Origin of the sequence: Pandoraea eparura (assembly GCF_902459725.1) — a bacterium.
In the GTDB taxonomy this organism is placed as follows: Bacteria; Pseudomonadota; Gammaproteobacteria; order Burkholderiales; family Burkholderiaceae; genus Pandoraea; species Pandoraea eparura.
In genome coordinates, this window is the sequence record NZ_CABPSH010000002.1 from 59,487 (window position 1) to 80,680 (window position 21,194).

Here is a 21,194-nt window from a genome sequence, read left to right on the forward strand (position 1 = left end):
CCTCTTATGTCTCGAAATCGAGCATTACCACCGTATGAGCGTGTGCTTCGCGCCGCACCACACACTCCAGCCCCTCGTTCGGGTTCCCGCCAAACCGCTCGCCCCACACCGTTGCGCCGAATCGCCGCCCTCCGGCCAGCGCACCACCCAGTCGCAGCCCCCAAAAAAATTGTTGAGCCCATGTACCAAAGTGGCTTTTCCCGAAGCGCGCACGGCCGAAGCGCGGGGCGCGATACTCCACCCCTCGCGCGTTCGTGTAGCCGAACGAAACAGCGAGTTGCACGTAGTACTCCATTCGCGCATCGCCGACCTCAAACATGCGGCGAAACACCGCCGCGCGGCGATCATCAAACGATTGCGAAGGACCGAGGCACGGATCGGGCAGCGCCATGACGCGCTCCCAATCTGGCAACAACTCCCGCACCATGCGTGGGTCCATTTCGGCGAGCAGGGCATCACCACGTGCGTCGACTCGCGCAAACTCCGGGGCGAGGCATTGCAGCACCTCATCAACCTCGGCCCCCATCTCCCCAGACCACGCAGGACCAGGCGGCAACAGTGCGCGCAGATGCGACAGGTAATCGTCTGCCGTCATACCCATGTGATCACCCCGAGCGTTGGCAACTCGTTTGCCGCGCATTCAACGTTGCCCGCAGGCACGAGTAACTTGTGATCGTCTTCGCCTTGCGCACCGCTGATTGCCGCGGTCAAGTGAGAGCGAATCAGCGTCATCCCGAGATCGGCTTCGGCACGAAGCACTTCGTCGAGCGCCTGTTGAACGGCCACCCGATTTTCCGGAGTGTCTGGCGTGAGATCGATGGTTAGGGGGACTGGCCGGTTCTTCGGGGCCATCACATAGACCTCGGGGCACGTCGGCCGCTGCGTCTCGATGTAGGCTCCCACCACCTCGGATTGCTCTTCGGACGGGAAAGGATCCGCATCGCCGTCTCGCATGATGTAGACGCCAACCGTGCCGGGGCCGAGGGCGTTGCGCACACACCATGCACGCGAAATACCCGGCACCTCCAGCGCCCAAGTGACGTAATCGTCAGGCTTGCCGCCACGCGGCACGACACGATACGTCCGTACCACACGAGCACGCAGGCTATCAATGCTCTCGATATCGGAGCCGCCGCCGATACCGCCTACGCCCACGTAGGCAGTGTCGGACAAACCCTCGATGGGAGACACGCTGGTCAGCGCAGTCCCTTCGTCGAGATTACGGAGCACGCCCGCGTCGACCGCTGCGAGTGTCACTGTTGCAGCGCTCCCACTGATCGCGCCAGCGATCTTTACGGTATAGCGTCGGCCGTCACGGGTTTGCCATAGCTCGCCCGCTTCAATGCGAGCCGTATCCCGCCCAGAACAGATCAACGGTCCCTGAGCCGACCCCGCAGGCCGTCGCCCGTTGTTTGGCAAACGCATGGCCGCAAGCCGCAGCAACGTCTCCTCGTCGCACGAGTCCGGCAAGATCTGATCCGCGATGTACGCCTGGTGCCCATACAGGCCAGATACCGCGCCGGAGTGCGCACGAGAGATCACCTCGCCATCGCCGCGACGCAGTGCCCCAGTATTGCTGGCGGGGGCAAGATCTCCTCGCACACGCTTGACCAGCTTGGGCAATGTCGGAATGTCAAACGGCATTGATTACCCTCCAAATATCCTCAATATCGAGACTGAGCGGATCGCCGTCGACGAGATCAATCCGCACTCTCATGCGCAATTGATCGTTCCCACGCCGCTCCGCCCGTATGTCAACCGCCGTCGCGTGCTCGTCGTCAACGAGCCACGCAAGCGCCTCCTGTGCGTATGTAATCGCGTCTCGCACCGTGTCGGCCGTCAACGTGCGACGGCGCAGCAACCAGAGACGCGATCCAATTTGATCGCCACTGACGGACGGGAAGGTATCGCCCCACCACCCTTGCAGCTCGTCGTCGTCGACGGGATCGCTATCCAGCGCGCGTCGCCACGAAAATAGACTGATATAGACAGCCCTCGTGAGAACCGCGACGCGCTGATCCTCGGTCAGATCGATCATTGCGGCCCTCCCGTCGGCGGCCCGTCATGCTCTTGGTGCGTATGCCCGACCATGCTCTTCCCGTCTCCGTCACCGAGCACGACGTCGGGAGCGCGGATCGCTGCGGTAGATTCAGCCGTCGCCGCATCCAGCTTGAATGCATCCGTCTTGAGCGAGATCGTCTCGCTGGCCTGTACCTCGTAATGCTTGGCCTTGATGCGATATACATCGCAATCGACATCGATGATCCGGCCACGACGCAGCGTGATGCGCGCCGCCTCATCGGTATAGATCGCGACGTCGCCCGGCTGGAGATCAGTCGGGCGATACCGCTTGTCGTTCGGTGGCAGTGCAACGCCGTGTGATCGGTCACCACCGAAGAACAAGGCAACGCCACCCGCACCGGCCAGCGGCACCGATGAGAAGCCGTATTGCTCCAGATCCTCAACGCCGTCCAACACCTCGCCAGCCAGCACCCGGATCTGTAGCCGCTGCAACTTCCCCTCGGCGTTCGCGAGCACCACCGTGTAACGCGAAAGCACTGTCGAAAGGTCCATCACCTTTTCTCCCAATCGGCGGGCAACAGGTATTCGAAGTTGTCACCCGTCTTGCCCTTCTTCACCTTCATCCGCTTGCGCTTGTCGTTCGGCTCCGGCTCGAAACCATCGGGCGGGGCGACCTTCAGCGTCGCTATCGTCCCGCCGGATCGCCTGCGGCTGTATGTAACTTCGGCGATGAGCATGTCGCGGTCAAACCCGATGATCGGGTCTACCACCGGGACAATCAGATTCGGGATCCACAGTGCACCGTTGCTCTGCCGCCACCCCTGCACCTGATACGTCGCCTCCAGGGCCTTCGAGATGCGATGATCGCGCTCCCAATCCGCTCGCCACTGCGCAAGCTCCTTCGTGACTTGCCCTGACTCATTGATCACTAGACGCCGACGGCGACCGATCCTGTCATCGGCAGAACTGCCTACGACCTCAGCGGCGTCCGCCGATTCGTCGTCATCCTGTTCCGCTCGCTGGCCTTTGGCGACGTACTCGGAGAACACACGCGAGAAGTCAAGCGGCGCATCGCCTTCCAGAATGTTTTCCCCGAGCACCAACCGATCAGCCGCACGGCCTGCGCTCCCTGGCCTCGCCATCACCAAACGACCCTGCCCGTCGTCCGTTGAGAACAAGCGAGAGACCGTTAGCAGCCGGTCGATAGACTCGAAAATCGTCTCTCCGGGCTTCACCGTGTGGTTCGGGATCACCGTCGTATCGCGGCCCTCGTTGACGACCTTGATGCCGTACGGACTGACTAGAGAGCGCACCACCTGCTCGATGCGCTGCCCTTTCCACTGTCCCGGCTTATCGTCGGGGCAGCAGTCAACAAGGTCTGCCGTGAGCGAGCGGCCCGTGATACGCATCGTCGCCTCGGTCTTGCTGTATCGGATCGGCGATGCGCCCACCCATCCTGTTACGACCAGGTCACGACCGATGCGTACCTCGCAACGTGCCCCGTGCCGAACGGGCCGGATCTGCTCGGACGATCCCGGCCAGCGCCACGTAATCGATAGATCGAAGTCACGCGCCTGTCGCTCGACGCCAGCACCGATGCTGACCTCCTTCCAGCCGCCGTAATCCATCCCATCGACGGTCAAAGTCACTTTGTCGTTTGGATCTTCCATTTCACTTCCGTGCAATTTGCAGAGGCACCGCAGGCACGAAGCCTGGATAGATCAACCGGTTACGCGCGACGATCTCATCGGCCCGGCGTGCGTCCCCGTACTTGGCGTACGCAAGCACCAGTGCCGGGACTGTCGCGTTCGGCGAGTACGTCGTCAGGCGCACTCCCGCCCGGGCTACGTTCGATAGATGCGCCTCCAACGCCTGGCGCGCATCGGTCAGAACGGCAAAGTGCTTCGCATCGGATTGGAGCGCCACCACCCAAATCGCCTCGCTTACCGCGTCGCGAGCCCCGATCACATCGTCTGCGACTGGCGTCTCGTTCGCGACCTCGGAGGTTGAGACCTGGACGTCCAGCGCAGGGGCGTCCACACGCTGGGTCGGCGGGGACATCGCCACGGGCATTTCAGCCGCATCGCGCAAAGCGTTTGCGACGGCGACGTCTTGAAATAGGTTCACGACGGCCACTTGAAGGGCAGCGGCATCCGTTCCGGGAGGCGCGGGAATAGACGCGAGCGCTGGCACGGCGCTTGCGCTGCTTTGCACGTCCGCCACCGAACCACCGAAGCTGGAAAATCCACGGGTCATGTCTCGCACCGTGCCGAGCAACATGCCAGACAGATTCCCCGGCGAGTTCATCACCGTGTCGAGCAAACCGCTGGCCGTTCCGAACAGCGAAGTAAACGGGGACATATATCCCTGCACAGCGCCGAAGAATCCGGAGACGCCAGACGTCAGCGAATTCGCCTTGACGCGAGCCATGTCGACGACCGCCAACGCACCTTGGAAGCGAGCGAGCGCCGAACTCTCGACCGACTCCGCAGCAGATTTCAACTGCTGCCCGGTGTTCGCAACCGGCCTCGGGTTTTCCAGCCTCCCCGAATCGACAAACACCAGCTCGAAGCGAACTACGCCCCCTTCGTCCATTCGGTGCGAAACTGAACACTCGTTCGTCGCCGTGACAGTCTTGCGCCCATACCACGGGTGCACCAGCTCGCCGGAGCCAGGCTCATCGAGCGCCTTGAGAAGCGCGTCGCGCTCCTCGAAGCACTTCGCCCCCACGACGTATGCGGTAAAGCGATACGTCCGCGTACGACGCCCCATGTCTTCGACATAGGGGTCGTCTTTTTTCGGGTACTCGTGGATTTGGACGTCCCTGCCGACCGGCCCAGATTCGTCGTTGACACGAAACGGCACGCCCCGGAATGAGGCGGGTTGCATCTTCTCTTTCCAAGTCAATTCGTGTCTCCCAAACTACGACGTCCAACACGGCTCGTGACCGTAAGGCCGGACTGATTCGTCTTGGCGTCGTCAACGCGTGTTCCGGGCGGGGCGTTGTCGAACTTCACAGTCAACTCACCGTTTAGACGCGCTCCCCCAGCACCTGCGCCCACAATCGATTGCTGCTGCCATGCAACGGCACCTGCGAGACCTCGCCCGCCACCAGAAGGGAGCGGCACGAGGCCAGACGCGTCCGGTGTTGCGTTGCGCGCGGGGCCACCGTCGAGCAAACCGCCTATCTTGTTGCCTACCCACTTCGTTGCATCAATGATCGGCTCGACGTACGGTCGAATGCGCTCCCACATCCGCTTAAACCAATCGACGATAGGCTCCCAGTTCGCCACAACCATGCCCAACGCCGAGTAAGACCAGATCGTCTTGATCAGCTCCCACCCGGCCGCGAAATACGGCTGGATCTTTCCCCACATGTCCTTGAACCACGGAGCCACCGCACTCCAGTTGGCGATGAGGAAGCCCGCACCGAGCGCAAGTGCCCGCACTGCGATGCCGATGGGAGAGAGGTTCGAAACGGCGAGAAACAGCTTCGTAGCGACCGTCGCACCCCACACGGCCAGACGCAACGCACCGAATCCCAGTGCAGCACCAAGCAGTCCTTTGACGAGCCAAGGATTGGCTGCGGTCAGGCCGGCGATCTGATCCGTCATCGGGCCGATCACGCCGAGGAATGAGTTGATCGACGGAAGCAGGATGTTGCCCATGCTCACGCCCAACCCGACCACCCGGTTGGTGAACAACTGAATGTTGTTCGCGGTCGTGGCCGCTCGCGCTGCATATTCCTGCTGCATCGACCCGCCGTACTGCTGCTCTTCCGCGACCTTTTGCAGATTGCCGCGCAACAACTCCATGTTGGTCAGCAACGGCGCAATAGCCTCGATGGACTCTTTCCCGAACAACTGCTGCAAGACGGACGCCTGTTTGGACTTATCGACCTTGCCAACAGCCGTCAGGACACGCAAAAGCGTGCCCTGTGCATCTTTTTGCATGCCAACCGCAAGTTGCTTTGCATCGAGCCGCAGCGACTTGAATGCGTTCTGTTGCTGCTTCGTGGCAGACGAACCTGACGTCAGCGCCAGCATGAAGTTTTTCATGCCCGTGGCGGCGACTTCCTCCTGAATACCCATTCCGGCAAGCGTCGCGCCCATCGCCGCGATCTGGCCAGACGCCAGCCCCGCCACCTGTCCGAGCGGACCGATACGGGTCACGATGGACGAGATCTGCTTCGCCGTAGCAGGGCCGTTGTTACCCAGATAGTTGATCTTGTCGGCCAGCTCGACGACTTGATCCTGTCCCATCTTGAACGAGGTACGCCACTTCGCCATCATCGTGCCGGACTCGTCGGCCGACTGGTCGAACGCCACCCCCATCTTTACGGCGTCTTCGGCAAAGCGTGCCAACTCGCTCTTGTCGAAACCAGCTTGCCCCCCCGCCGCGACGATGGCAGCAATGTCCTTCGCCGCCATCGGCAGACGCCGGGACAGGTTCAGCACGTCGTCGCCCATCTGCTTGAACTGCTCGGGCGTGTCGAAGTTGACGACCTTCTTCACGTCGGCCATCGCCGACTCGAAATCGATAGCCGCCTTCGCCCCAAGCATGAACGGGGCCGCGATGGCCCCGCCCTTCATCACCTCGCCAAACGAGATCTTGTCGCCGAGGCTGGACGTCTTGAGTTGCTTGCGAAACTGCGCGACGTTCTTGCGCATGCCCGCAAGCATTGGCGAGAGTTTATCGACGCCTGTAATCAGCGCCTTGAGTTGGAACTTGTCAGCCATCGCTATCTCTCCGCGCCTGAGTCTGCCGCCATGCGTGGGCGTGGTGCTCGAAGACCAAACCAAGCGGTCGCGCCTTGACGATCTCCGGGTCTAGCCTCCAATAGCCAGCGACGTCGTAGATCAGCGTCGTCAGCTCGTCGACGCTTCCGACGTCCCACCGTAAAAAAAACTGATCACCTGCAGCGAAAGACGTGCGATAGCAGCAGGCGAAAGCGCGTCAACCTGATCTTTCGTCATGCCGCCCAGAAGCTCGATGTAGCGCATTGCCGCAGCGGTGTTCACGTAGAACGTTTCTGCGTCCACGCTGACCATGTGCGGCATTTCCCCCACGGCCGCAGTCTCCTTCCCCGTGACTTCGGCGAGCGTCGGCAGGTCATCCGCCTCACCGACGAACATCCCCATAACCGCTTCATTCACGGCCATGACGTCGGGTCCGCAGAGCTTCGACAGCGACGACGGGGGAACCTCAGCGCACGTAGCCGCGTACTTCAGAATCGTTCGCGGGTCGGGCACGAAAGCGCCGTCGACACCGCGCACGAGGAAGGGCAGACGACGCGTGGCCCGGATCTCGTCGCCGGTCGGCTCGCGCAACGAGAGCACCGAAACGGTTTCGCCATGCGCCGGGATCGGCTTCTTCAACGTGATATCGATCACATCCATTCCCCTTTAATGCCGTTGAATTCGAGCGAGATCTTGCCGTCGTCACCCGCCGATGAGGGCTCGCCGACGAGGTACGCGCCCGACAGGACGTACGTCTTGCCGTTCTTGAACTCGCACGTCACCGTCATGTTTTCTCCCTTGGCAAGCTTGTCGAGCGGGAAGCCAGGCGTATGGACGGCGTCGACCTTGACGTACGGCGTCCGATCCTTCTCCGAGAAGTAGCCCTTCACGACGGTCTCGCGCACGACCTCAGTTACAGGCGCTTCGCAACCACCCGTGACCGTGAGCGCTACGCCATCGGCCTTGACGTAGCAAGTGCCCGCAGTTTTCTGTCCCATCTGGAACTCCAATGAAAACGGCCCGGTGGATGCCGGGCCGCAGGTTTTTCAGAATCGCCGCGTTATGCAGCTTCCGGGTATTGCAGGCGGAACTGGTTCACCAACGCGAAGATGCGCAACTGGTTCACATAGTCGGGCGGATACAGAACGTTGATACGGTTCGGATTGTTCGCATCGCGCTCGACGATCAGATACTTCGCGAAAAGGTCCGCATTCTCGACAATGCCCTCGCGCTCCATCGCCCGATACTCGGCGATCAGCTCCGCGCGAATGGTCTTGGGCGTGACAATGGCCGCGCCCTCGCCGAACTGCGTACCGTCGTCGGCCAGCTTGTGACGCCCGTATTTGCTCGTGATCACCGAGCGCAGGCGTCGCATCGTGTAACCGATCTGATGCATCGTCTCGCTGTCGAGATACGAATCGTCTGGCTGCCCGTAAGCATTGCGCTGGTACGTAGTGATCGCACGCTCGATACGCACCGAACCGCCCTCGTACGTCTGCGTCGCGATCCCGTTCATGAGCAGCGATTGCCGCTCGTTGAAGATGAATCGCTTCCCGGCCGGGGCGGGCTTAATGCCATTCTGCTCGCCCGTCTGAGTCGGCCGACCGATATCGGCGCTCGTGAACACGGCGGTTCTCGCGGCGAACGTCGCGGCCCACAGCCACACCGGATCCGGCGAATCCGGCTCGAAGCCCTGGATACAGATATGCTCGTCGTTGCGCGAACGCCCGAACGGCACCAATTCACCAATCGTGCCGCGACGTGCGCTGTACACGTGACCATAGAGTTGCTGGGCGTACGACCAACGGCCGATAGTGCCGCTCATCCAGTCGCGCAGATCGTCCAACGTCGTGACGTCGGTATACGGGTGCCCGATGAACTCGAACGGCTCATCGCCCACCAGCGCCAGAGTCGCGGCAATATCCGGCGAACCAGCACCGCCGGTCGGCTGCACGATATCGACGACCAATCCGGCGGGGGTTCGCTCGTTCGCTGCGGCCCCCTGCTGATTGACGCTCAGGCGCATATCGTTGCCGGTGTCGCCCTTCCAACGGCACGTGAACGTCACGGTTCCGTCGAGTGCGGCAGCCGTTGCGGGCAGGCCAGATGCTGCCGACACTGCTGCTGCCAGCGCCGTAGCAGTGTCGGCGGCGGTCTGGCCAATACCGACGGCAACGCGAATGTGCGCCGAGCCGATGTAGGCGTTGATCAGACCAGCCTCGGTCGCGGTGCCCGTGAACTTGAGCGCCCCCTTTGCAGCCTGCCCCGTCTCCACCTTGACCGGCACAACCCAGATTTCGCCCATCTGGTCGATCTGCCGCCACTTCGCGTACATCGCCGCCAGCATGGAGCCGTCACCGCCAAGCGTTACTGCTTCGGATGCGCGGGACACAATCGTCAGTTCGCTAACCGGGAGGTCAATATCGTCGTTCACCTGCGCGATCAGCAGACGGCGATACGACTGGGCACCGCTGTTCGCCATCGAGTTGTCCACCTCGCCGTAGAAGAGCGGAACGCGAGCATCATTGGGGATTGTAGGAAATGCGACGGTCATTGCGTGTCACCCGTATGCATAGCGGCGGCCGTGGTCGGCTTGCCTTCCTTCAGGTCGCCTGCGTTGATGGCCCGCAGCCAGTAGGCCGAGCGGGGAACTTCACGGCCAACGGCCGGAACATCGTCGCCGCGCTCCGGGTCGGGCACGATTCGCCCTTCCACCGGCGTAACGAAAACAGTGCGTTTTTTCATGGTTTGAATTCCTCTTTCAGGATGGCTTCGATGCGCCCGTCCGGGCCGGGGTACTTCAGGTTTCTGTCTGCGGCGGGATCGATGACGTCGACATTGACCGTGATGCCTTCAAGAATCGGCAGGCCGTCTAGCACTTGCTCCTGCCACGTCTCCGGCGGATCGGTAGGAAGAGCGCGCCCCAAGCACCACTCAGCGAAGAACGTGTAGCGATAGACCATTCGCGCCCGGTTAGCGAACAGCAATTCGCCCCCCACGTATTGCGCCATGTCGTAGAACGACTCCGGGCGCCAACCAACGAGGGATAAGAGCAATTGCCGACGCGCGGCATCGACTGCATCAATCGCGGTTGCCGTTCGGTCATCCGGGGCGGGCAGAACTACAAACACGTGGAACGTGTCCGTAACGTTCTGATTCACTACATTTGTGGTTTCGCTCGGGTCTGCGTCGTCGTCGCCGACGACGACATATGCCGCCGGAACGGGCAACTTTCCGGCCTCCTCCAGCAGATCCCAATCGACACCACCGAAGACTCGCCGCTCAAACAAGGGGCAGTAACTGCGCAATTGCGCGATGATTGGAGATAGCTTCATGGCATAAAAAAACCCGCCGAAGCGGGGTTGTATAGAGGCTGCAAAGTTACTTTATGCGCAACGAACTCTCGAACGCTGCGCTCAGCAGTACTTTGATCTGCGCGGCGTTTTCATCGAGAGCGGCAATGACGTAGTTCCCGCGCGGATCGATACGCATAGCGGAGCTTCCCGCTGATCGCTTATCGCGTCGTGCACCAGGCTTACGCTTGACGCCGTAACCTAGATACGCGGGATAGAAGCTCTTCATACCCGGGATCTTGGTCGGCGCAATCCGAACAAGGAAGCCGGAGCGCGACACCTTCACGCCAATCGACTTGCTCAACAGTCCTTTCCGACGGGCCGGAAACTCGCCCGGCTTCGATCCTCCGCTTCTAGCGACATGCTTTCGGGCACCACGCTGGACGAGACGACCAGCGGCGCGCATGGCCCGTCGGATCAACTTCCGGTCGAAGTCAATCGACTTATCAAACCCCTCGTAGCCACTCAGGTGGAGATAGAACGCAGGATCAGACATCGCCCAGCTCCTCTACCTCTAAGACCGTAAAGCGCTTTGCGCCCTTCAGGTCAGAGACACGACGAACTCGGTACACGCTTTGCCCGTCATCGACCTCAACATTGGCGTCGATCCCGTGCTCATATCGAATCCAGATGCGATGCGTGACCTTCACCTCGGTCTGAGCGTTCCCGAAGTAGACCGCGCTGCCGACCGGCTCTATCTTTGCCCAGCGATCACGCCGCCCTGAATAGTCCGATGCGATATCGGTTTCAAGCACCGGATAGTCCGAACGGGTCGAGATCTTGATGCGCTGGTTCAGCTCACCGATTGTGGGGAACTCCATAACACCTCCGTCAACCGACGTTGAACCAGCGATACGGCCCGATCAGCGCGTCAAACGCCAGGGGCACAGTGGCGGATGTCGTCGTCGATGCGGACTGAACAGCCGCTTCACGGTGCTCGTGCCAGTGCGCTACCAGCATGAGGATTGCGAGCCGAAGATCATCGTCAATCACAAGCGCTCCCTCGGGAGCGCCGTCCGGCAGCGACTCGCCTGCGGGATAGAGCTTGCGGCCCGTATGGTTCTCGACGAACCGCTGCGCAGCCACCGCCAGCAAGCGGATCGGTTGATCATCGGCACCATCAGCAGGCGGGTCACCCGCAAGCCGACAGTGCCACCAAATTTCCGCGTAAGTCACAAGCATGGCACTCAGGGCCGCATAAGCGGCCCTCCCCGTGGTTAGGCTGCGGGCTTGCCTTGCAGAGCCTTGACCGCAGCGGTGTCCTGAAGCACACAGCCGAAGCGATGGAAGGCAAGGAAACCGGTTTGGTCAAACTCGGCGTAACGCTCGACCAAGCGCTTGAGCACCATGTACTTGACACGTCGCACGACGAACTGCGAGAAGTCGCCCGCGAACATGAAGCTGGCGCCAGCGCCCACATCAGCAATCGCCTGGTCGACGACGTACTGGTACTTAAGAATGCGTGCCGGAGCGCTCGCATCGAGACCCGGAATCCAGAGCGGGCGATTCTGGCCGTCCACCATTTCCTCGAACATTTGCAGCGTCGCATCGTTGAACGCCAGGCGGAACTGCGGAGCAGCGCGATATGCCGGATCAACCGAGTGGATCAGACCATTGGCCTCCTGCCACGTGAACTTCGCGGCACTGGCAGTCACCTTGCCGATGGCGGCCGATGCTGCGAGACCCTTCGGCTGCGCCGGGGTGTTGTTCGTCGCTGCGGCACCAGTACCCTGGACCAGATACTTGGCTTCGCCGCGGCCGATGCGCGAGGCAATGCGCCCAGAGAGGTACGCTTCCATGTCGATGCCCGTGTCGTTGAGCAACTCATTCGACACGCGGATGACCTTCGACGAGAGGCGGTGCGCACCCAGTTCGCCGAAACCGAATTCGACGTCACCTTCGGCCGTCTCGGTGTTCTCGCCGAGCAGCTCGCCGATATCGTTCGTCCCGTCGCTGGTTGCCCAACCGATGGGTGCCCCGTTGTCCGTCACGATGATCTGCGAGACGGATGCGATCCCGCCGTATGCGGCCATGCTTTCCTGAACGCGCGTGAGGAACGTGGTCGGCACGGTGTAGCCACCACGATCCGGCGTCGCTGCGCCCTGCGCACGGCTTTCGTTGAGCAGTTGACGCTCTTCCGCCGACATTTCACCCAAGCCGACGCGAACGAAGCGGTCGAATACCTGCGAGCGGCGCTCCTCGTCCGTCTGCTCGCCATTCTGGCGGCGGGCTTGCGCTGCCGTTGCCGATGCATTCTGCTCGACGTAGCGCTGCTCGGTCTCACGCAGTTCGGTTTCACGCTGGATCATTTCGTCGAGCGACTTCAAGTCCGCTTTCATTCCGTCCCACTTCGAGCGCTGCTCGTCGCCCCACACGGCGTCGCCTTGCTTATCGTGGAAGCTGCGCATTTCGGATGCGATCTGCGCACGCTTTTGTTGCATTTCTGCGAGAGTCATATGTACTCCGGTTAAACGTTGTAGGTAATCAAGTCGAGCAAGCGCTCGCGTGCGCGACGCTCATTAATGGCCCGGACGTGCAGGTTGTCGTCACGGGCCTCCTTCCACGCCTTCAGCGAGCGCTGAGACGCGTTGCTGTCGTCGTATGCCGGATACGTCACCGGCGATACGTCGATCAGGTTTGCGAAGCGACGAATCGTGCGCACGACGATTTGCCCCTCTTCGCGCCATTCGTCGCCGTCCTGCGCCACGCGGAACTGAAAGCTCGATCCCGTGACGTCGCCGCGCGTCATCGGCGCGAGCACGAGGTCGCGCACGGTCTGCGTGTCGGGCGGCGTGATCGTGTAGGCCAAGCCGCGCTGATCGACGTTGATCCGCAACGTTCCGCTGCGGGTCCGGCCGAGAACGAAGTTCGGGTCGTGATTGAACAGGGCGCGTACGTCGTCGTTCATGACATCGTCGAATGCCCCCGGAGCGATCTCCTCGACGAACATCCCGAACATCAGGGCGCTTCGCGAGTTGAATACCGCGCCGTAACCGACGATGGTGACGGGATCTCCGCTTTCGCCAGACGAGCGCAGTTCGCACGGCTGCTCGGGCAGCGTGCGCTTTTCGATGTAATCCATGCTGATTTCCTCGGCGTTAGCCTTCGGCTGGTGCGGCGTCGACCGCCGCATCTGATGGTCTAGCGTTGACACTGATGAGCATGTCGGACAGCCCCTCGCGCGGGTTCATGTCTTCGAATGCGCGGACTTCGTTGCGATCCATCCACCCATCGGTGATTCCGTAGTGGTAGAACTCCGCGCGCTCTTTCGGTGTGCCGCGCAGCAGACCGGCCAAGTTCGCTTTCACGTAATAGCCAGCACGCCGCTCGGCAGCGGTAAAGATCTTCCGGTTTAGCTCCTGCTCCCAGTTCACCACCCACGGCATCATCGTGTGACGCACAAACTGAATCCCCTGCTCGCTGATGTTCGAGAAAGTTGCTTTTTCTAGGTCATTGATCATGTGGGCAGGCACGTTGAAGATGCTCGCGATCTCTGACCGATTCATCTTCCGCGTCTCGATAAACTGCGCATCTTCAGGGGCGATAGTTAGCGCCTTGTAGTCGAGATCAGCCGGTAGCAGCAGCGTCTTGTTCTTCGACTCACGCAGCTTCGTGGCCGTCTTATTCCACAGCGAGGTAAGGCGGTCCCATCCATCCTTCTGTAACGGCGTGCCCTTCAGGGTGATCAGGCCCGTAGGACGCCCGCCCCCATCGAAGAAATCCTTCCCATACTGCTGCGCGGCAAGACCCAAACCAAGCAGCTCCGCGTGCTGACGGATAGGACTGATCCCTTCGCGTCCGTTCGTGCCGAGTGCGCGAATGTGAATCATGTCCTCCGGCGCAATCGAGATCGGCGCCCCATCGTCGTCGAGCGACGCATACGTCCAGCGCCCCCCAACCTTGACGAGCGTGGTGTCGGCTGGCGTGCAACGCCCAAGCTCATAGATCTCCCCCTTCCTCGTGCGACGAATGGGGGTGTATGCATTGCCCCACCCGCACACGTGGCTCTGCCGCGTCTCGCGCCACTTGTAGCTCGTCTCCCATTCGTTCGGGGAGTCGTGCAGCAGGTAGTACGCGGGATGGTCCGTGGCAAGCTCGCGGGTATCGCCCTTGCGCCGCAACACAGCGAGGGGCAACTGCCCCCAAGAACTCGCCAGCACGTAGATACACGAGTACACCGCTGACAGGCGCATTGCTGTCGCCGCAGTGACCACGTGCCCCTCGCCGTGCAAGATCTCGGCGAGATTGCGGCCGGTGATCGGCACGTCCGGGTTCTCCAGACTTCGACGGCCCAGCAATGAGTCGATGAATTTCATGTTCACATGACGAGAATGTCGTCTTCTTCAAGGGTTTCGAGAATCGAACGTTCACCGCCAGCACTCGCACGCGCCAACGCCATGACCGTCGCGACAGCCGGGTCAATGCGTCCGCGCCCAAGTGACTTTTTCTTGTCCGGTCGGAAGTTGCCGTTGCTGTCGAACAGCAACGAGACGTTCAACGTGGCCCAGCGCATCAGCGCATTACCGCCGTGCATCAGCCGGTTGTCGTACACCAGCTCTTCGAACTTCTTAGCGCCGGGATACATACCTGTCGTCAATTGCGGAACCTCGACCATGAAAACGCCCTCGGCCATCAGTTCGTTAGCCAGGTGCGTAGCGTTCCACTTATCAAACGCCAGCTCGACCAGTTCGTAGGTCGTGCGCACGTGGTCGAGAATGAAGGCTTTCAGCGGCGCATAGTCCGTCACATTGCCTTCCGTCACGGTCAACCACCCGTCGCGCTCCCATTTGGCGTAGTCGGCACGATCCTCGCTGGCCTGCTCCGCCACCTTCGCTCGCGGGCAGTACGTGTACACCAACAGATACCATTCGCCGGACGGATCGTCGTCGAGCGGCGGGAACACCAACGCGAGCGCCGTGAGATCTCGCGTCGACGACAGGTCAAGACCGCCGAAGCACCGACGCCCGGCCAGAATCGCGGGATCGAAACGGCGGCCCGCCTTGTCCCACACCTTCGCGTCGATCCAGCCATCCGCGCCATTGACCCACTGATTCAGATCCTTGGTGAGGAAGTTCGCCATCGCCGAGGGCAGTGCTCGCGCCTTACGCGCCATCGAGCGCATGTACGCCCATGTCTTTGACCGTCCCAATCCGGGGTTCGCCTTGATCCACATGCGCTCATCGAGCGGATCGTCATCGGTGTCCAGGGTGTAGATGTAGCCGAAGAACGAATCGTCATCGCGCTCACACCGCAGTATCTCGACCAGGTATCGGCGAATGTCCGTGCAAATGCCATCGAGAATGAAGCCCGCAGTCGTAATCGCGGACAGCATCGGCTGCGAGCGGGCACCAAGTGCCGACTCCATCACGTCCCACACTTCCGGCGTCTTCTGCGCGTGCAGTTCGTCGAACAGAATCGCGCTCGGGTTCAGACCGTCGAGCGAATCGGCGTTCGCTGGCAGCGGTTTGAATACCGCACTGTCAAAAGCAACTTTTTCCTGATTTGTTCCCTCGTGGATCGTGAACGAGCGTTTCACACCACGTGAGCGACGCGCCCAACGCTTGATGTTGTCGAACGCTGGCTTGAACACCGACATCGCCTGCTCGCGCGTCGTGGCAACGGCATACACCTCGGCACCGACTTCCATGTCGGCCATGAACAGATAGGCACCCTGCGGCCCCTTCCAGGTGCTCTTGCCGTTCTTGCGAGCAACCTCTTCATACCCTCTAGTGAAGCGCCGGTTTCCTTCGGGACCAAGCCAGCCATACTGAACCGCCGTCCAGAACTTTTGCCACGGATCGAGTAGCATCAGCTTGCCAGCCAGCGGCCCTTTGATGTGGACGAAGAAGCGCTCGATGAAGCGAATGATCTTCCAGGCACGCTCAGGGCTGAAGCTCAAACCCCGCTTTTCCCCGTCGCGCAGATCGCGGTAGTGACGCTCGACTGCGAGAAAGACCAACTCGCCAACTACAACCTCGCCACGCAGCACGGGCAGGCCATACGTCACATCCCACTCGTTCAGTACAGCGGGCGTCAGTGCGTTGATCTGTCGCTTGGTGCGTCGAGCGCGTGCGCCAGCAGGTCGCCGAATAGATCGTCCTGCACGCCCGCATCGCCCATCTTCGCGCGTGCCATCACCGACGACGGCAGCGTCAGGCAGCTTTCCGGTAGCCATTTCAGAAGGTCAGTTTTTAGCGATTGGGTTGCGTAGAACAACTGATGCGGTTGCTCGTGGCCGTTCGGGGTCTTGATGAAGTAGCTGCCGCCGTTCTTCTCTTCAAATTGCGCCAGCAGAACCTCGGTCGTGACGTACCGCACGAACGACTTGCACACCACCGCTATCGCCAGACCTGCGGTGATGTGCGGTAGCCCTTCTTCGCGCAGCACGGCGCAGATGTAGTCCCACACTTTCCGCTCGCGCTGCGACAACTGCGTGCCGGGCGGCGGACGGGGAGATCTCGATTGCTTTCCAACGCTCGCCGAGGCACTGTTGCCTTCCTCGCCGGGCAAGGTCAACGTATCGTCAAAATCCGGTTCCATACGGGGCTCCAAGTGACCGGAGACGGCGACGCGAACAAATCAACCGTCGCAGCCGGTCTATGGGGCGGATTTTTCGACCCCCCCCTCTCCAAAATCATTGCTCGATAAAATTTAGCTGGGCGCTCGGTCCCCGGCGACGGTTCGCTAGAAAATTGCCCACCCCCTCCCCCGGTCGGCCTCCTTCACCGACCGGGACGCCTATTTTTTAGGCATCACAGCAGCATCGCCGGACCGACGACGGTTTTTGTCACGGTTCGTCTTCGCGCGCTCGCATGACCGGCACAACGTCTCCAGGTTGTCATCATCATCGGTACCACCCTCGGCCTTCGGCTTGATGTGGTCGACCCACGCGCTGTAAGGCTTATCACCCACAGGTGTGAGCACACCATCGCGCCAACATTGCTGGCACAGGTACTTATCGCGAACCATGATCCGCACACGCCGCTTGTCCCAGTCGGATCCGTAGCCACGCTCCTGGCGCGAACCACGGGACCGGTCGGCAAACGAACCATCGGCCGGGCGCTTGTGCGCTTCGCAGTAGTTCGAGCCATCTCGAACGAGTGCGCCGCACGCCGGTACACGGCACGGTCTGGGAGCAGAGACGGGCATAGGCGATTGATAGGTGCTCGCCGCACGCCCATAGCGGTGGGCAACGGCGAGCGGTCCCGGTCATGGGAGACAGCACGACCGGAAAGCCAAAACAAAAAGCCCCGAGGGCTTTCGCGCTCAGGGCTTCACTGTGTTCTTTACGATTTGATTGGGCGGATCTTCCCCAACCCCACCTAACAGGCTCCACTTGTTATTTTTATGTCCCGATAGGTTTGCACGACTAACGCGCGGTGCCAGCGATATCCAAGTTGGATGAACCGAATTCTATTCCAAGATATTTCGGAATGCAATATTACTTCCATCGCATCTGCTCCCTCACCACGTGCCCGGTGTCCGCGTCAATTTGATCCAGTACGGCGAGTGTCCAGGCGAACAATCGAGACCAATGCCGCCGATATACATGCAACTCAACACCGATTGCACGCGCTCGTGCGGCCTCATCTTCGATAGGCTTCCCAGCTCCGGCACACGTCGGACATTGCAAGGGCACGGCACCGGCTACGCGCGGCGTCGAAGCGCGAGGGATCCAACGGCGACCGTGGCATGTAGGACACAGGTCCGCAACCCACTCAGTGATAATCCTAACGGCGAAGCGCTCGATGATATCCGCGCTCGCGCGCTCCACATCAGCACCGAGCCGTGCATTGCGCTTGTCCGATGTGGAGAACCCCGTGAACTTCGAGCGCTTGAACTTGCCCGCCGAGCGCACACGACTCGCGAGCAACAACGTCGCACGCCTAAGTCCGGCCCGTTTAACGTCCTGTCCGTACTTCATGTGCCACAGGATCGCGCCCAACTCGTCTGCAAACGCAAGGGCACCCAAAGTAACTTGGCGATCCGATACCGCGTCGGCAAGTTGAGTGCGTGCATTCATTGCAATCCCGGCCTGCTCTTTGTAGTCGATCCGCATCTACCGTTCCCCCGTCCCAGTGTCCCAACGTCTCTGTAAAAAAATGAAAGTTCGTGGGTGTGCGCCTGCGACGCGGGCGACATGCGCGCCCTCACCTGCACGTCGCACACGTCGCACACATCACGCGCACGGAATCGCGGTGGCGCTTGGGACGTCGGGACATGGGACGGCGACTTAGCGCGCCGTTGTCCGCTGTCGCGCGCGCCATACCCCGCGATTCGGCGCGCGATTGCGCGATCAAAGCGCCACATCGTCGTGATCCTCGTAATAGGTCTGTACAGGCGCCGCCACCGCTGGCGCGGGAGGCGCAGGCGGGCGCTCGTAATACCACTCACGCGCCCCGCTGCTCTTACGCTTACGCACCCATCCAATTGACTTGAGCGCCTTGCCGACGCGACGCTGCTCAGCAGGCGTCCACTTCGAGATTTCAAGCTTGAGCACGTCGCCCAAAATCTCCTCCATCCGGATCTCATCGGCACGCCGGTCGTTTAGGTGCCGCGCGATCATGGTTTCGTACACGTCGCCTTCGTACCGGGCCTCCTGCTCCACCGCAAACATCGGCTTTTCGTCGTGCAGCACCTGCCACGGCGTCGGCAACGTGCCGCCCGACTCGTCGTTCGCCCGCTCCCATTCCAAGTATTCCGTGTACGCTTCCGCCCACAACTGGTCGCGATCACGAGCCAGCCCGAGCAGATCGAGAACGTCAGCCGCTTTGACAGGCCAATAGCGCCGGTTGCCCGATTCGTCTTTCAGGTAGGCATCAAAGTTGACCGTTCCGCACGCCACCCACTGCCGAGGCACATCGATAGCTCGACGGCCATACGGCGGACGGAAGGTGTCAACGGCCGTCGTGAAGAATTTCTTTGCGAGCGACGAGTCGGCCTTGTTCAGTGCGTCCAGCTCAGCCAGCTCGATCACCCACTTGCCCTGCATAACGACGTACGTATCCTTGTCGCCGATGGTGATGTGCGCATCGGTGAACCACTGTTGCCCAAACAGGGTCGCGAACGTCTTCGACTTACCTGCATCCTGCTTGCCTTCCAGAATCAGGATGTTGTCCATCTTGCAGCCGGGGCGCATGACGCGACCAATCGCACCGAGCAGCCATTTGAAGCCGACCAGGCGCGCGTATTCCGTGTCTTCGACATAGAGGTAGTCGACAAGCCATGTGTGCAGACGGCGCTTGCGATCCCACCTTGTCCTGACCGACTCCAGATAGTCACGAACAACGTGATACGGGTGACGCTCGGCGACCAAGAATGCCGCCTCCATCGTGATATCAGGCTTGGGACTGAATCCGTAGCGCTGGCCGAGCCAGAGCACGCAACGGGAGTCGTCCCGATCCGTCCATTCGCCTTCCACGCCGCCCTCGTCGAATGGGGGCGGCTTGAGTTTCATGACGCGCCCGGAGAACTGCTCGAAACCCAAAACGCCTTCCCACGCCGGATCGTTCAGCAGGATCGAGAACACGTTGTCAAGCGCGGGCAGTACTGCGCCAGATTTCTCAGCCTTCCGCAGTCGCGCCCGCCAATAATCTTCCTCGCTAACCTCGCCCGCCGCCCCACCCGCAGCGCCAGCCGACGAAGGGGTAGACGACATTCCGACGACCTTGCGCCGGCCGTGCGCATCCGCGCCCGTGACAATGCTCCGCTCCTCCATGACTTCGAGAAGCCGGGCCGCTCGCGCGTACGAGATCGACAGAATCTTTTGCAGGTGCCCTACCGTCGCCCGCCCGTGCTTCTTCACGGCCTCGACGGCGCTACCATAGTGCGGATCCTCTGGCACCTCGACGGCTTGCAGGTGTGCGTGCGGCCCAACCTTGAGCGGATCAGCTCCCATGGCGGCGAGAACCGCAGCGCTCGCTTGCTGCTTCACCACATGCAAGCCTTCCTCGACGTGCAAGTCATTGAAGTCCGTAAGCTTTCGCTCGCCGCGCGCAGCAAACACCGGGTAGACAACGCTGGCGTTCCCCACTTCGGCTGCCGCCTCGTGGGCCGACTTTCGCCCTGCATTCAGGAACATCTTTACGCGTGGCTTTGCTTCCGTGCCCTGCGTCGTGATCTCCGCGCGGATGCAGTCCACACCGTATCGATCAGAATTGCGCTCGACCTTCACGCGCACAGACGTATCGCGATGCGTAACGGCAAGGGGTTCCCCGTTGATCTGCAGATCACCGTCGTACGCGAAGTCTTCCGACAGCCAATCACGCACGCGCTGCTCGATCTTCCAGTCGTCATCCGCGAAGAAGAGCAGATGGGCCTCGGGGTATTGCTTACGCAGCCGCTTTGCACAGGCCAGCAAGCTACCCGCGTCGAACGCGATGACGGTCGGTATGGCGCCATCGAGCGCCATGCGAATCGAGCGCCCCGTCGCGTAACCCTCGGCGATGCCGATTACCTTGTCGTCATCGCCTATCGCGCCCAGCTCGCAGGACGCGCCCGCTTTATCCATGTCGCTGGTAAATCGCTTCACGCCATCGGGTGTGATCTTTTGAAGTCCGGCAAGGTGCTGCGTCTCGCCGTAGACGACCATCGGCACGAGAATGTTGCCATCGGTGTCGACGCGCACACACTCGGGCGTGATCTGCTTACGGTCGAAGTATGCGGACGCAATCAGGACGTCGGCCGCCGCATCCCATTGCGCGTTCGCTCGATTGGACGCGTTGCGGGCCTTCGTGGCCTTCTTTACCGCTTCGGAACGCTCGACGGCTTCCTGTCGGCGCTTGACCGCCGCCAGATCCTCCGACGTCACGGTTTCGCCGGACCATTCGAACTTCGCTGCGCCATTGTCGTTACCCGACCAGCAGCCGTAAGCCCCGATGTAGCCAAGCACGCGCCCCTCGCGCACAACCTCGTGTAGCGCGTACCAGAATTTCTTCCCCTTCCCGTACCGATGGTGTTTGTCGTCGGCAATCGGATGCCCCGGCGGCAACTCCGGGTGTCCAGCCACAAGCAACTGGTTGCAGATATCGTCAAGACTCGCCATCGTTACGCGGCCTCGATCTGCGCAATACGAACGGCC

General features: G+C 61.2%; 23 protein-coding genes. All 23 read right to left on the reverse strand.

Annotation, left to right across the window (positions count from 1 at the left end; genetic code table 11):
* Positions 1–4: 4 nt before the first annotated feature.
* Positions 5–595 carry a YmfQ family protein gene (locus PEP31012_RS04285; RefSeq protein ID WP_246171144.1) on the reverse strand — a complete coding sequence of 197 codons (591 nt, stop codon included), beginning with the start codon at positions 593–595 and terminating at the stop codon, positions 5–7.
* A complete protein-coding gene (locus tag PEP31012_RS04290) occupies positions 592–1,644 on the reverse strand; it encodes a baseplate J/gp47 family protein (RefSeq protein WP_150588130.1) in 1,053 nt (350 codons plus the stop codon). Before PEP31012_RS04290 ends, PEP31012_RS04285 begins: the two co-directional genes overlap by 4 nt.
* A complete protein-coding gene (locus PEP31012_RS04295) occupies positions 1,634–2,038 on the reverse strand; it encodes a phage GP46 family protein (protein ID WP_150588131.1) in 405 nt (134 codons plus the stop codon). The genes PEP31012_RS04290 and PEP31012_RS04295 overlap by 11 nt, the downstream gene beginning before the upstream one ends.
* Positions 2,035–2,574, reverse strand: coding sequence for a phage baseplate assembly protein V (locus tag PEP31012_RS04300; RefSeq protein ID WP_150588132.1), 540 nt, complete (start codon positions 2,572–2,574; stop codon positions 2,035–2,037). Before PEP31012_RS04300 ends, PEP31012_RS04295 begins: the two co-directional genes overlap by 4 nt.
* Positions 2,574–3,692: a phage baseplate assembly protein gene (locus PEP31012_RS04305; protein WP_150588133.1), complete on the reverse strand. Its 1,119-nt coding sequence runs from the start codon at positions 3,690–3,692 to the stop codon at positions 2,574–2,576. Before PEP31012_RS04305 ends, PEP31012_RS04300 begins: the two co-directional genes overlap by 1 nt.
* 1 nt (position 3,693) lies before the next feature.
* Positions 3,694–4,911: a DNA circularization protein gene (locus PEP31012_RS04310; protein ID WP_150588134.1), complete on the reverse strand. Its 1,218-nt coding sequence runs from the start codon at positions 4,909–4,911 to the stop codon at positions 3,694–3,696.
* Between the two features lie 14 nt (positions 4,912–4,925).
* Positions 4,926–6,761 carry a phage tail tape measure protein gene (locus PEP31012_RS04315; protein ID WP_150588135.1) on the reverse strand — a complete coding sequence of 612 codons (1,836 nt, stop codon included), beginning with the start codon at positions 6,759–6,761 and terminating at the stop codon, positions 4,926–4,928.
* Positions 6,762–6,890: 129 nt separating this feature from the next.
* On the reverse strand, positions 6,891–7,421 hold the full coding sequence (locus PEP31012_RS04320; RefSeq protein ID WP_150588136.1) for a phage tail assembly protein: 531 nt from the start codon (positions 7,419–7,421) through the stop codon (positions 6,891–6,893).
* On the reverse strand, positions 7,412–7,759 hold the full coding sequence (locus PEP31012_RS04325) for a phage tail tube protein (protein ID WP_150588137.1): 348 nt from the start codon (positions 7,757–7,759) through the stop codon (positions 7,412–7,414). Before PEP31012_RS04325 ends, PEP31012_RS04320 begins: the two co-directional genes overlap by 10 nt.
* Before the next feature lie 62 nt (positions 7,760–7,821).
* On the reverse strand, positions 7,822–9,315 hold the full coding sequence (locus PEP31012_RS04330) for a phage tail sheath subtilisin-like domain-containing protein (RefSeq protein WP_150588138.1): 1,494 nt from the start codon (positions 9,313–9,315) through the stop codon (positions 7,822–7,824).
* Entirely contained in the window at positions 9,312–9,506 is a 195-nt protein-coding gene (locus PEP31012_RS04335; protein ID WP_150588139.1) for a DUF2635 domain-containing protein, read from the reverse strand. The genes PEP31012_RS04330 and PEP31012_RS04335 overlap by 4 nt, the downstream gene beginning before the upstream one ends.
* Positions 9,503–10,096, reverse strand: coding sequence for a phage tail terminator protein (locus tag PEP31012_RS04340; protein ID WP_150588140.1), 594 nt, complete (start codon positions 10,094–10,096; stop codon positions 9,503–9,505). The genes PEP31012_RS04335 and PEP31012_RS04340 overlap by 4 nt, the downstream gene beginning before the upstream one ends.
* 46 nt (positions 10,097–10,142) lie before the next feature.
* Positions 10,143–10,610, reverse strand: a complete 468-nt coding sequence (locus PEP31012_RS04345; protein ID WP_150588141.1) for a hypothetical protein — start codon at positions 10,608–10,610, stop codon at positions 10,143–10,145.
* Positions 10,603–10,935 (reverse strand): phage head closure protein, encoded by a 333-nt coding sequence (locus PEP31012_RS04350; protein WP_150588142.1) that lies wholly within the window; start codon positions 10,933–10,935, stop codon positions 10,603–10,605. The genes PEP31012_RS04345 and PEP31012_RS04350 overlap by 8 nt, the downstream gene beginning before the upstream one ends.
* Before the next feature lie 10 nt (positions 10,936–10,945).
* Positions 10,946–11,296 carry a head-tail connector protein gene (locus tag PEP31012_RS04355; RefSeq protein ID WP_150588143.1) on the reverse strand — a complete coding sequence of 117 codons (351 nt, stop codon included), beginning with the start codon at positions 11,294–11,296 and terminating at the stop codon, positions 10,946–10,948.
* Between the two features lie 35 nt (positions 11,297–11,331).
* A complete protein-coding gene (locus PEP31012_RS04360; protein ID WP_150588144.1) occupies positions 11,332–12,570 on the reverse strand; it encodes a phage major capsid protein in 1,239 nt (412 codons plus the stop codon).
* An 11-nt stretch (positions 12,571–12,581) separates the two neighbouring features.
* Positions 12,582–13,196 carry an HK97 family phage prohead protease gene (locus tag PEP31012_RS04365; protein ID WP_150588145.1) on the reverse strand — a complete coding sequence of 205 codons (615 nt, stop codon included), beginning with the start codon at positions 13,194–13,196 and terminating at the stop codon, positions 12,582–12,584.
* Positions 13,197–13,212: 16 nt separating this feature from the next.
* On the reverse strand, positions 13,213–14,379 hold the full coding sequence (locus PEP31012_RS04370) for a phage portal protein (protein ID WP_246171145.1): 1,167 nt from the start codon (positions 14,377–14,379) through the stop codon (positions 13,213–13,215).
* Positions 14,380–14,432: 53 nt separating this feature from the next.
* Positions 14,433–16,121: a terminase large subunit gene (locus PEP31012_RS04375; protein WP_246171146.1), complete on the reverse strand. Its 1,689-nt coding sequence runs from the start codon at positions 16,119–16,121 to the stop codon at positions 14,433–14,435.
* A gap of 26 nt (positions 16,122–16,147) precedes the next feature.
* Complete coding sequence (locus tag PEP31012_RS23900) at positions 16,148–16,654, reverse strand: P27 family phage terminase small subunit (protein ID WP_246171147.1); 507 nt, start codon at positions 16,652–16,654, stop codon at positions 16,148–16,150.
* A gap of 198 nt (positions 16,655–16,852) precedes the next feature.
* Positions 16,853–17,263, reverse strand: coding sequence for an HNH endonuclease (locus PEP31012_RS24190; RefSeq protein ID WP_150588147.1), 411 nt, complete (start codon positions 17,261–17,263; stop codon positions 16,853–16,855).
* Between the two features lie 292 nt (positions 17,264–17,555).
* Positions 17,556–18,173 carry a hypothetical protein gene (locus PEP31012_RS04390; protein ID WP_150588148.1) on the reverse strand — a complete coding sequence of 206 codons (618 nt, stop codon included), beginning with the start codon at positions 18,171–18,173 and terminating at the stop codon, positions 17,556–17,558.
* A gap of 237 nt (positions 18,174–18,410) precedes the next feature.
* Positions 18,411–21,158, reverse strand: coding sequence for a VapE domain-containing protein (locus PEP31012_RS04395; RefSeq protein WP_150588149.1), 2,748 nt, complete (start codon positions 21,156–21,158; stop codon positions 18,411–18,413).
* Positions 21,159–21,194: the final 36 nt, after the last annotated feature.

Excerpts from the sequence above, each read along its gene's own strand:
- PEP31012_RS04290 (WP_150588130.1), bottom strand. The coding sequence starts at position 1,644 with ATGCCGTTTGACATTCCGACATTGCCCAAGCTGGTCAAGCGTGTGCGA.
- PEP31012_RS04300 (WP_150588132.1), bottom strand. The coding sequence starts at position 2,574 with ATGGACCTTTCGACAGTGCTTTCGCGTTACACGGTGGTGCTCGCGAAC.
- PEP31012_RS04305 (WP_150588133.1), bottom strand. The coding sequence starts at position 3,692 with ATGGAAGATCCAAACGACAAAGTGACTTTGACCGTCGATGGGATGGAT.
- PEP31012_RS04350 (WP_150588142.1), bottom strand. The coding sequence starts at position 10,935 with ATGGAGTTCCCCACAATCGGTGAGCTGAACCAGCGCATCAAGATCTCG.
- PEP31012_RS23900 (WP_246171147.1), bottom strand. The coding sequence starts at position 16,654 with ATGGAACCGGATTTTGACGATACGTTGACCTTGCCCGGCGAGGAAGGC.
- PEP31012_RS04340 (WP_150588140.1), bottom strand. The coding sequence starts at position 10,096 with ATGAAGCTATCTCCAATCATCGCGCAATTGCGCAGTTACTGCCCCTTG.
- PEP31012_RS04390 (WP_150588148.1), bottom strand. The coding sequence starts at position 18,173 with ATGCGGATCGACTACAAAGAGCAGGCCGGGATTGCAATGAATGCACGC.
- PEP31012_RS04315 (WP_150588135.1), bottom strand. The coding sequence starts at position 6,761 with ATGGCTGACAAGTTCCAACTCAAGGCGCTGATTACAGGCGTCGATAAA.
- PEP31012_RS04325 (WP_150588137.1), bottom strand. The coding sequence starts at position 7,759 with ATGGGACAGAAAACTGCGGGCACTTGCTACGTCAAGGCCGATGGCGTA.
- PEP31012_RS04335 (WP_150588139.1), bottom strand. The coding sequence starts at position 9,506 with ATGAAAAAACGCACTGTTTTCGTTACGCCGGTGGAAGGGCGAATCGTG.
- PEP31012_RS04355 (WP_150588143.1), bottom strand. The coding sequence starts at position 11,296 with ATGCTTGTGACTTACGCGGAAATTTGGTGGCACTGTCGGCTTGCGGGT.
- PEP31012_RS04285 (WP_246171144.1), bottom strand. The coding sequence starts at position 595 with ATGACGGCAGACGATTACCTGTCGCATCTGCGCGCACTGTTGCCGCCT.
- PEP31012_RS04365 (WP_150588145.1), bottom strand. The coding sequence starts at position 13,196 with ATGGATTACATCGAAAAGCGCACGCTGCCCGAGCAGCCGTGCGAACTG.
- PEP31012_RS24190 (WP_150588147.1), bottom strand. The coding sequence starts at position 17,263 with ATGCCCGTCTCTGCTCCCAGACCGTGCCGTGTACCGGCGTGCGGCGCA.
- PEP31012_RS04395 (WP_150588149.1), bottom strand. The coding sequence starts at position 21,158 with ATGGCGAGTCTTGACGATATCTGCAACCAGTTGCTTGTGGCTGGACAC.
- PEP31012_RS04310 (WP_150588134.1), bottom strand. The coding sequence starts at position 4,911 with ATGCAACCCGCCTCATTCCGGGGCGTGCCGTTTCGTGTCAACGACGAA.
- PEP31012_RS04295 (WP_150588131.1), bottom strand. The coding sequence starts at position 2,038 with ATGATCGATCTGACCGAGGATCAGCGCGTCGCGGTTCTCACGAGGGCT.
- PEP31012_RS04345 (WP_150588141.1), bottom strand. The coding sequence starts at position 10,610 with ATGTCTGATCCTGCGTTCTATCTCCACCTGAGTGGCTACGAGGGGTTT.
- PEP31012_RS04320 (WP_150588136.1), bottom strand. The coding sequence starts at position 7,421 with ATGGATGTGATCGATATCACGTTGAAGAAGCCGATCCCGGCGCATGGC.
- PEP31012_RS04360 (WP_150588144.1), bottom strand. The coding sequence starts at position 12,570 with ATGACTCTCGCAGAAATGCAACAAAAGCGTGCGCAGATCGCATCCGAA.
- PEP31012_RS04330 (WP_150588138.1), bottom strand. The coding sequence starts at position 9,315 with ATGACCGTCGCATTTCCTACAATCCCCAATGATGCTCGCGTTCCGCTC.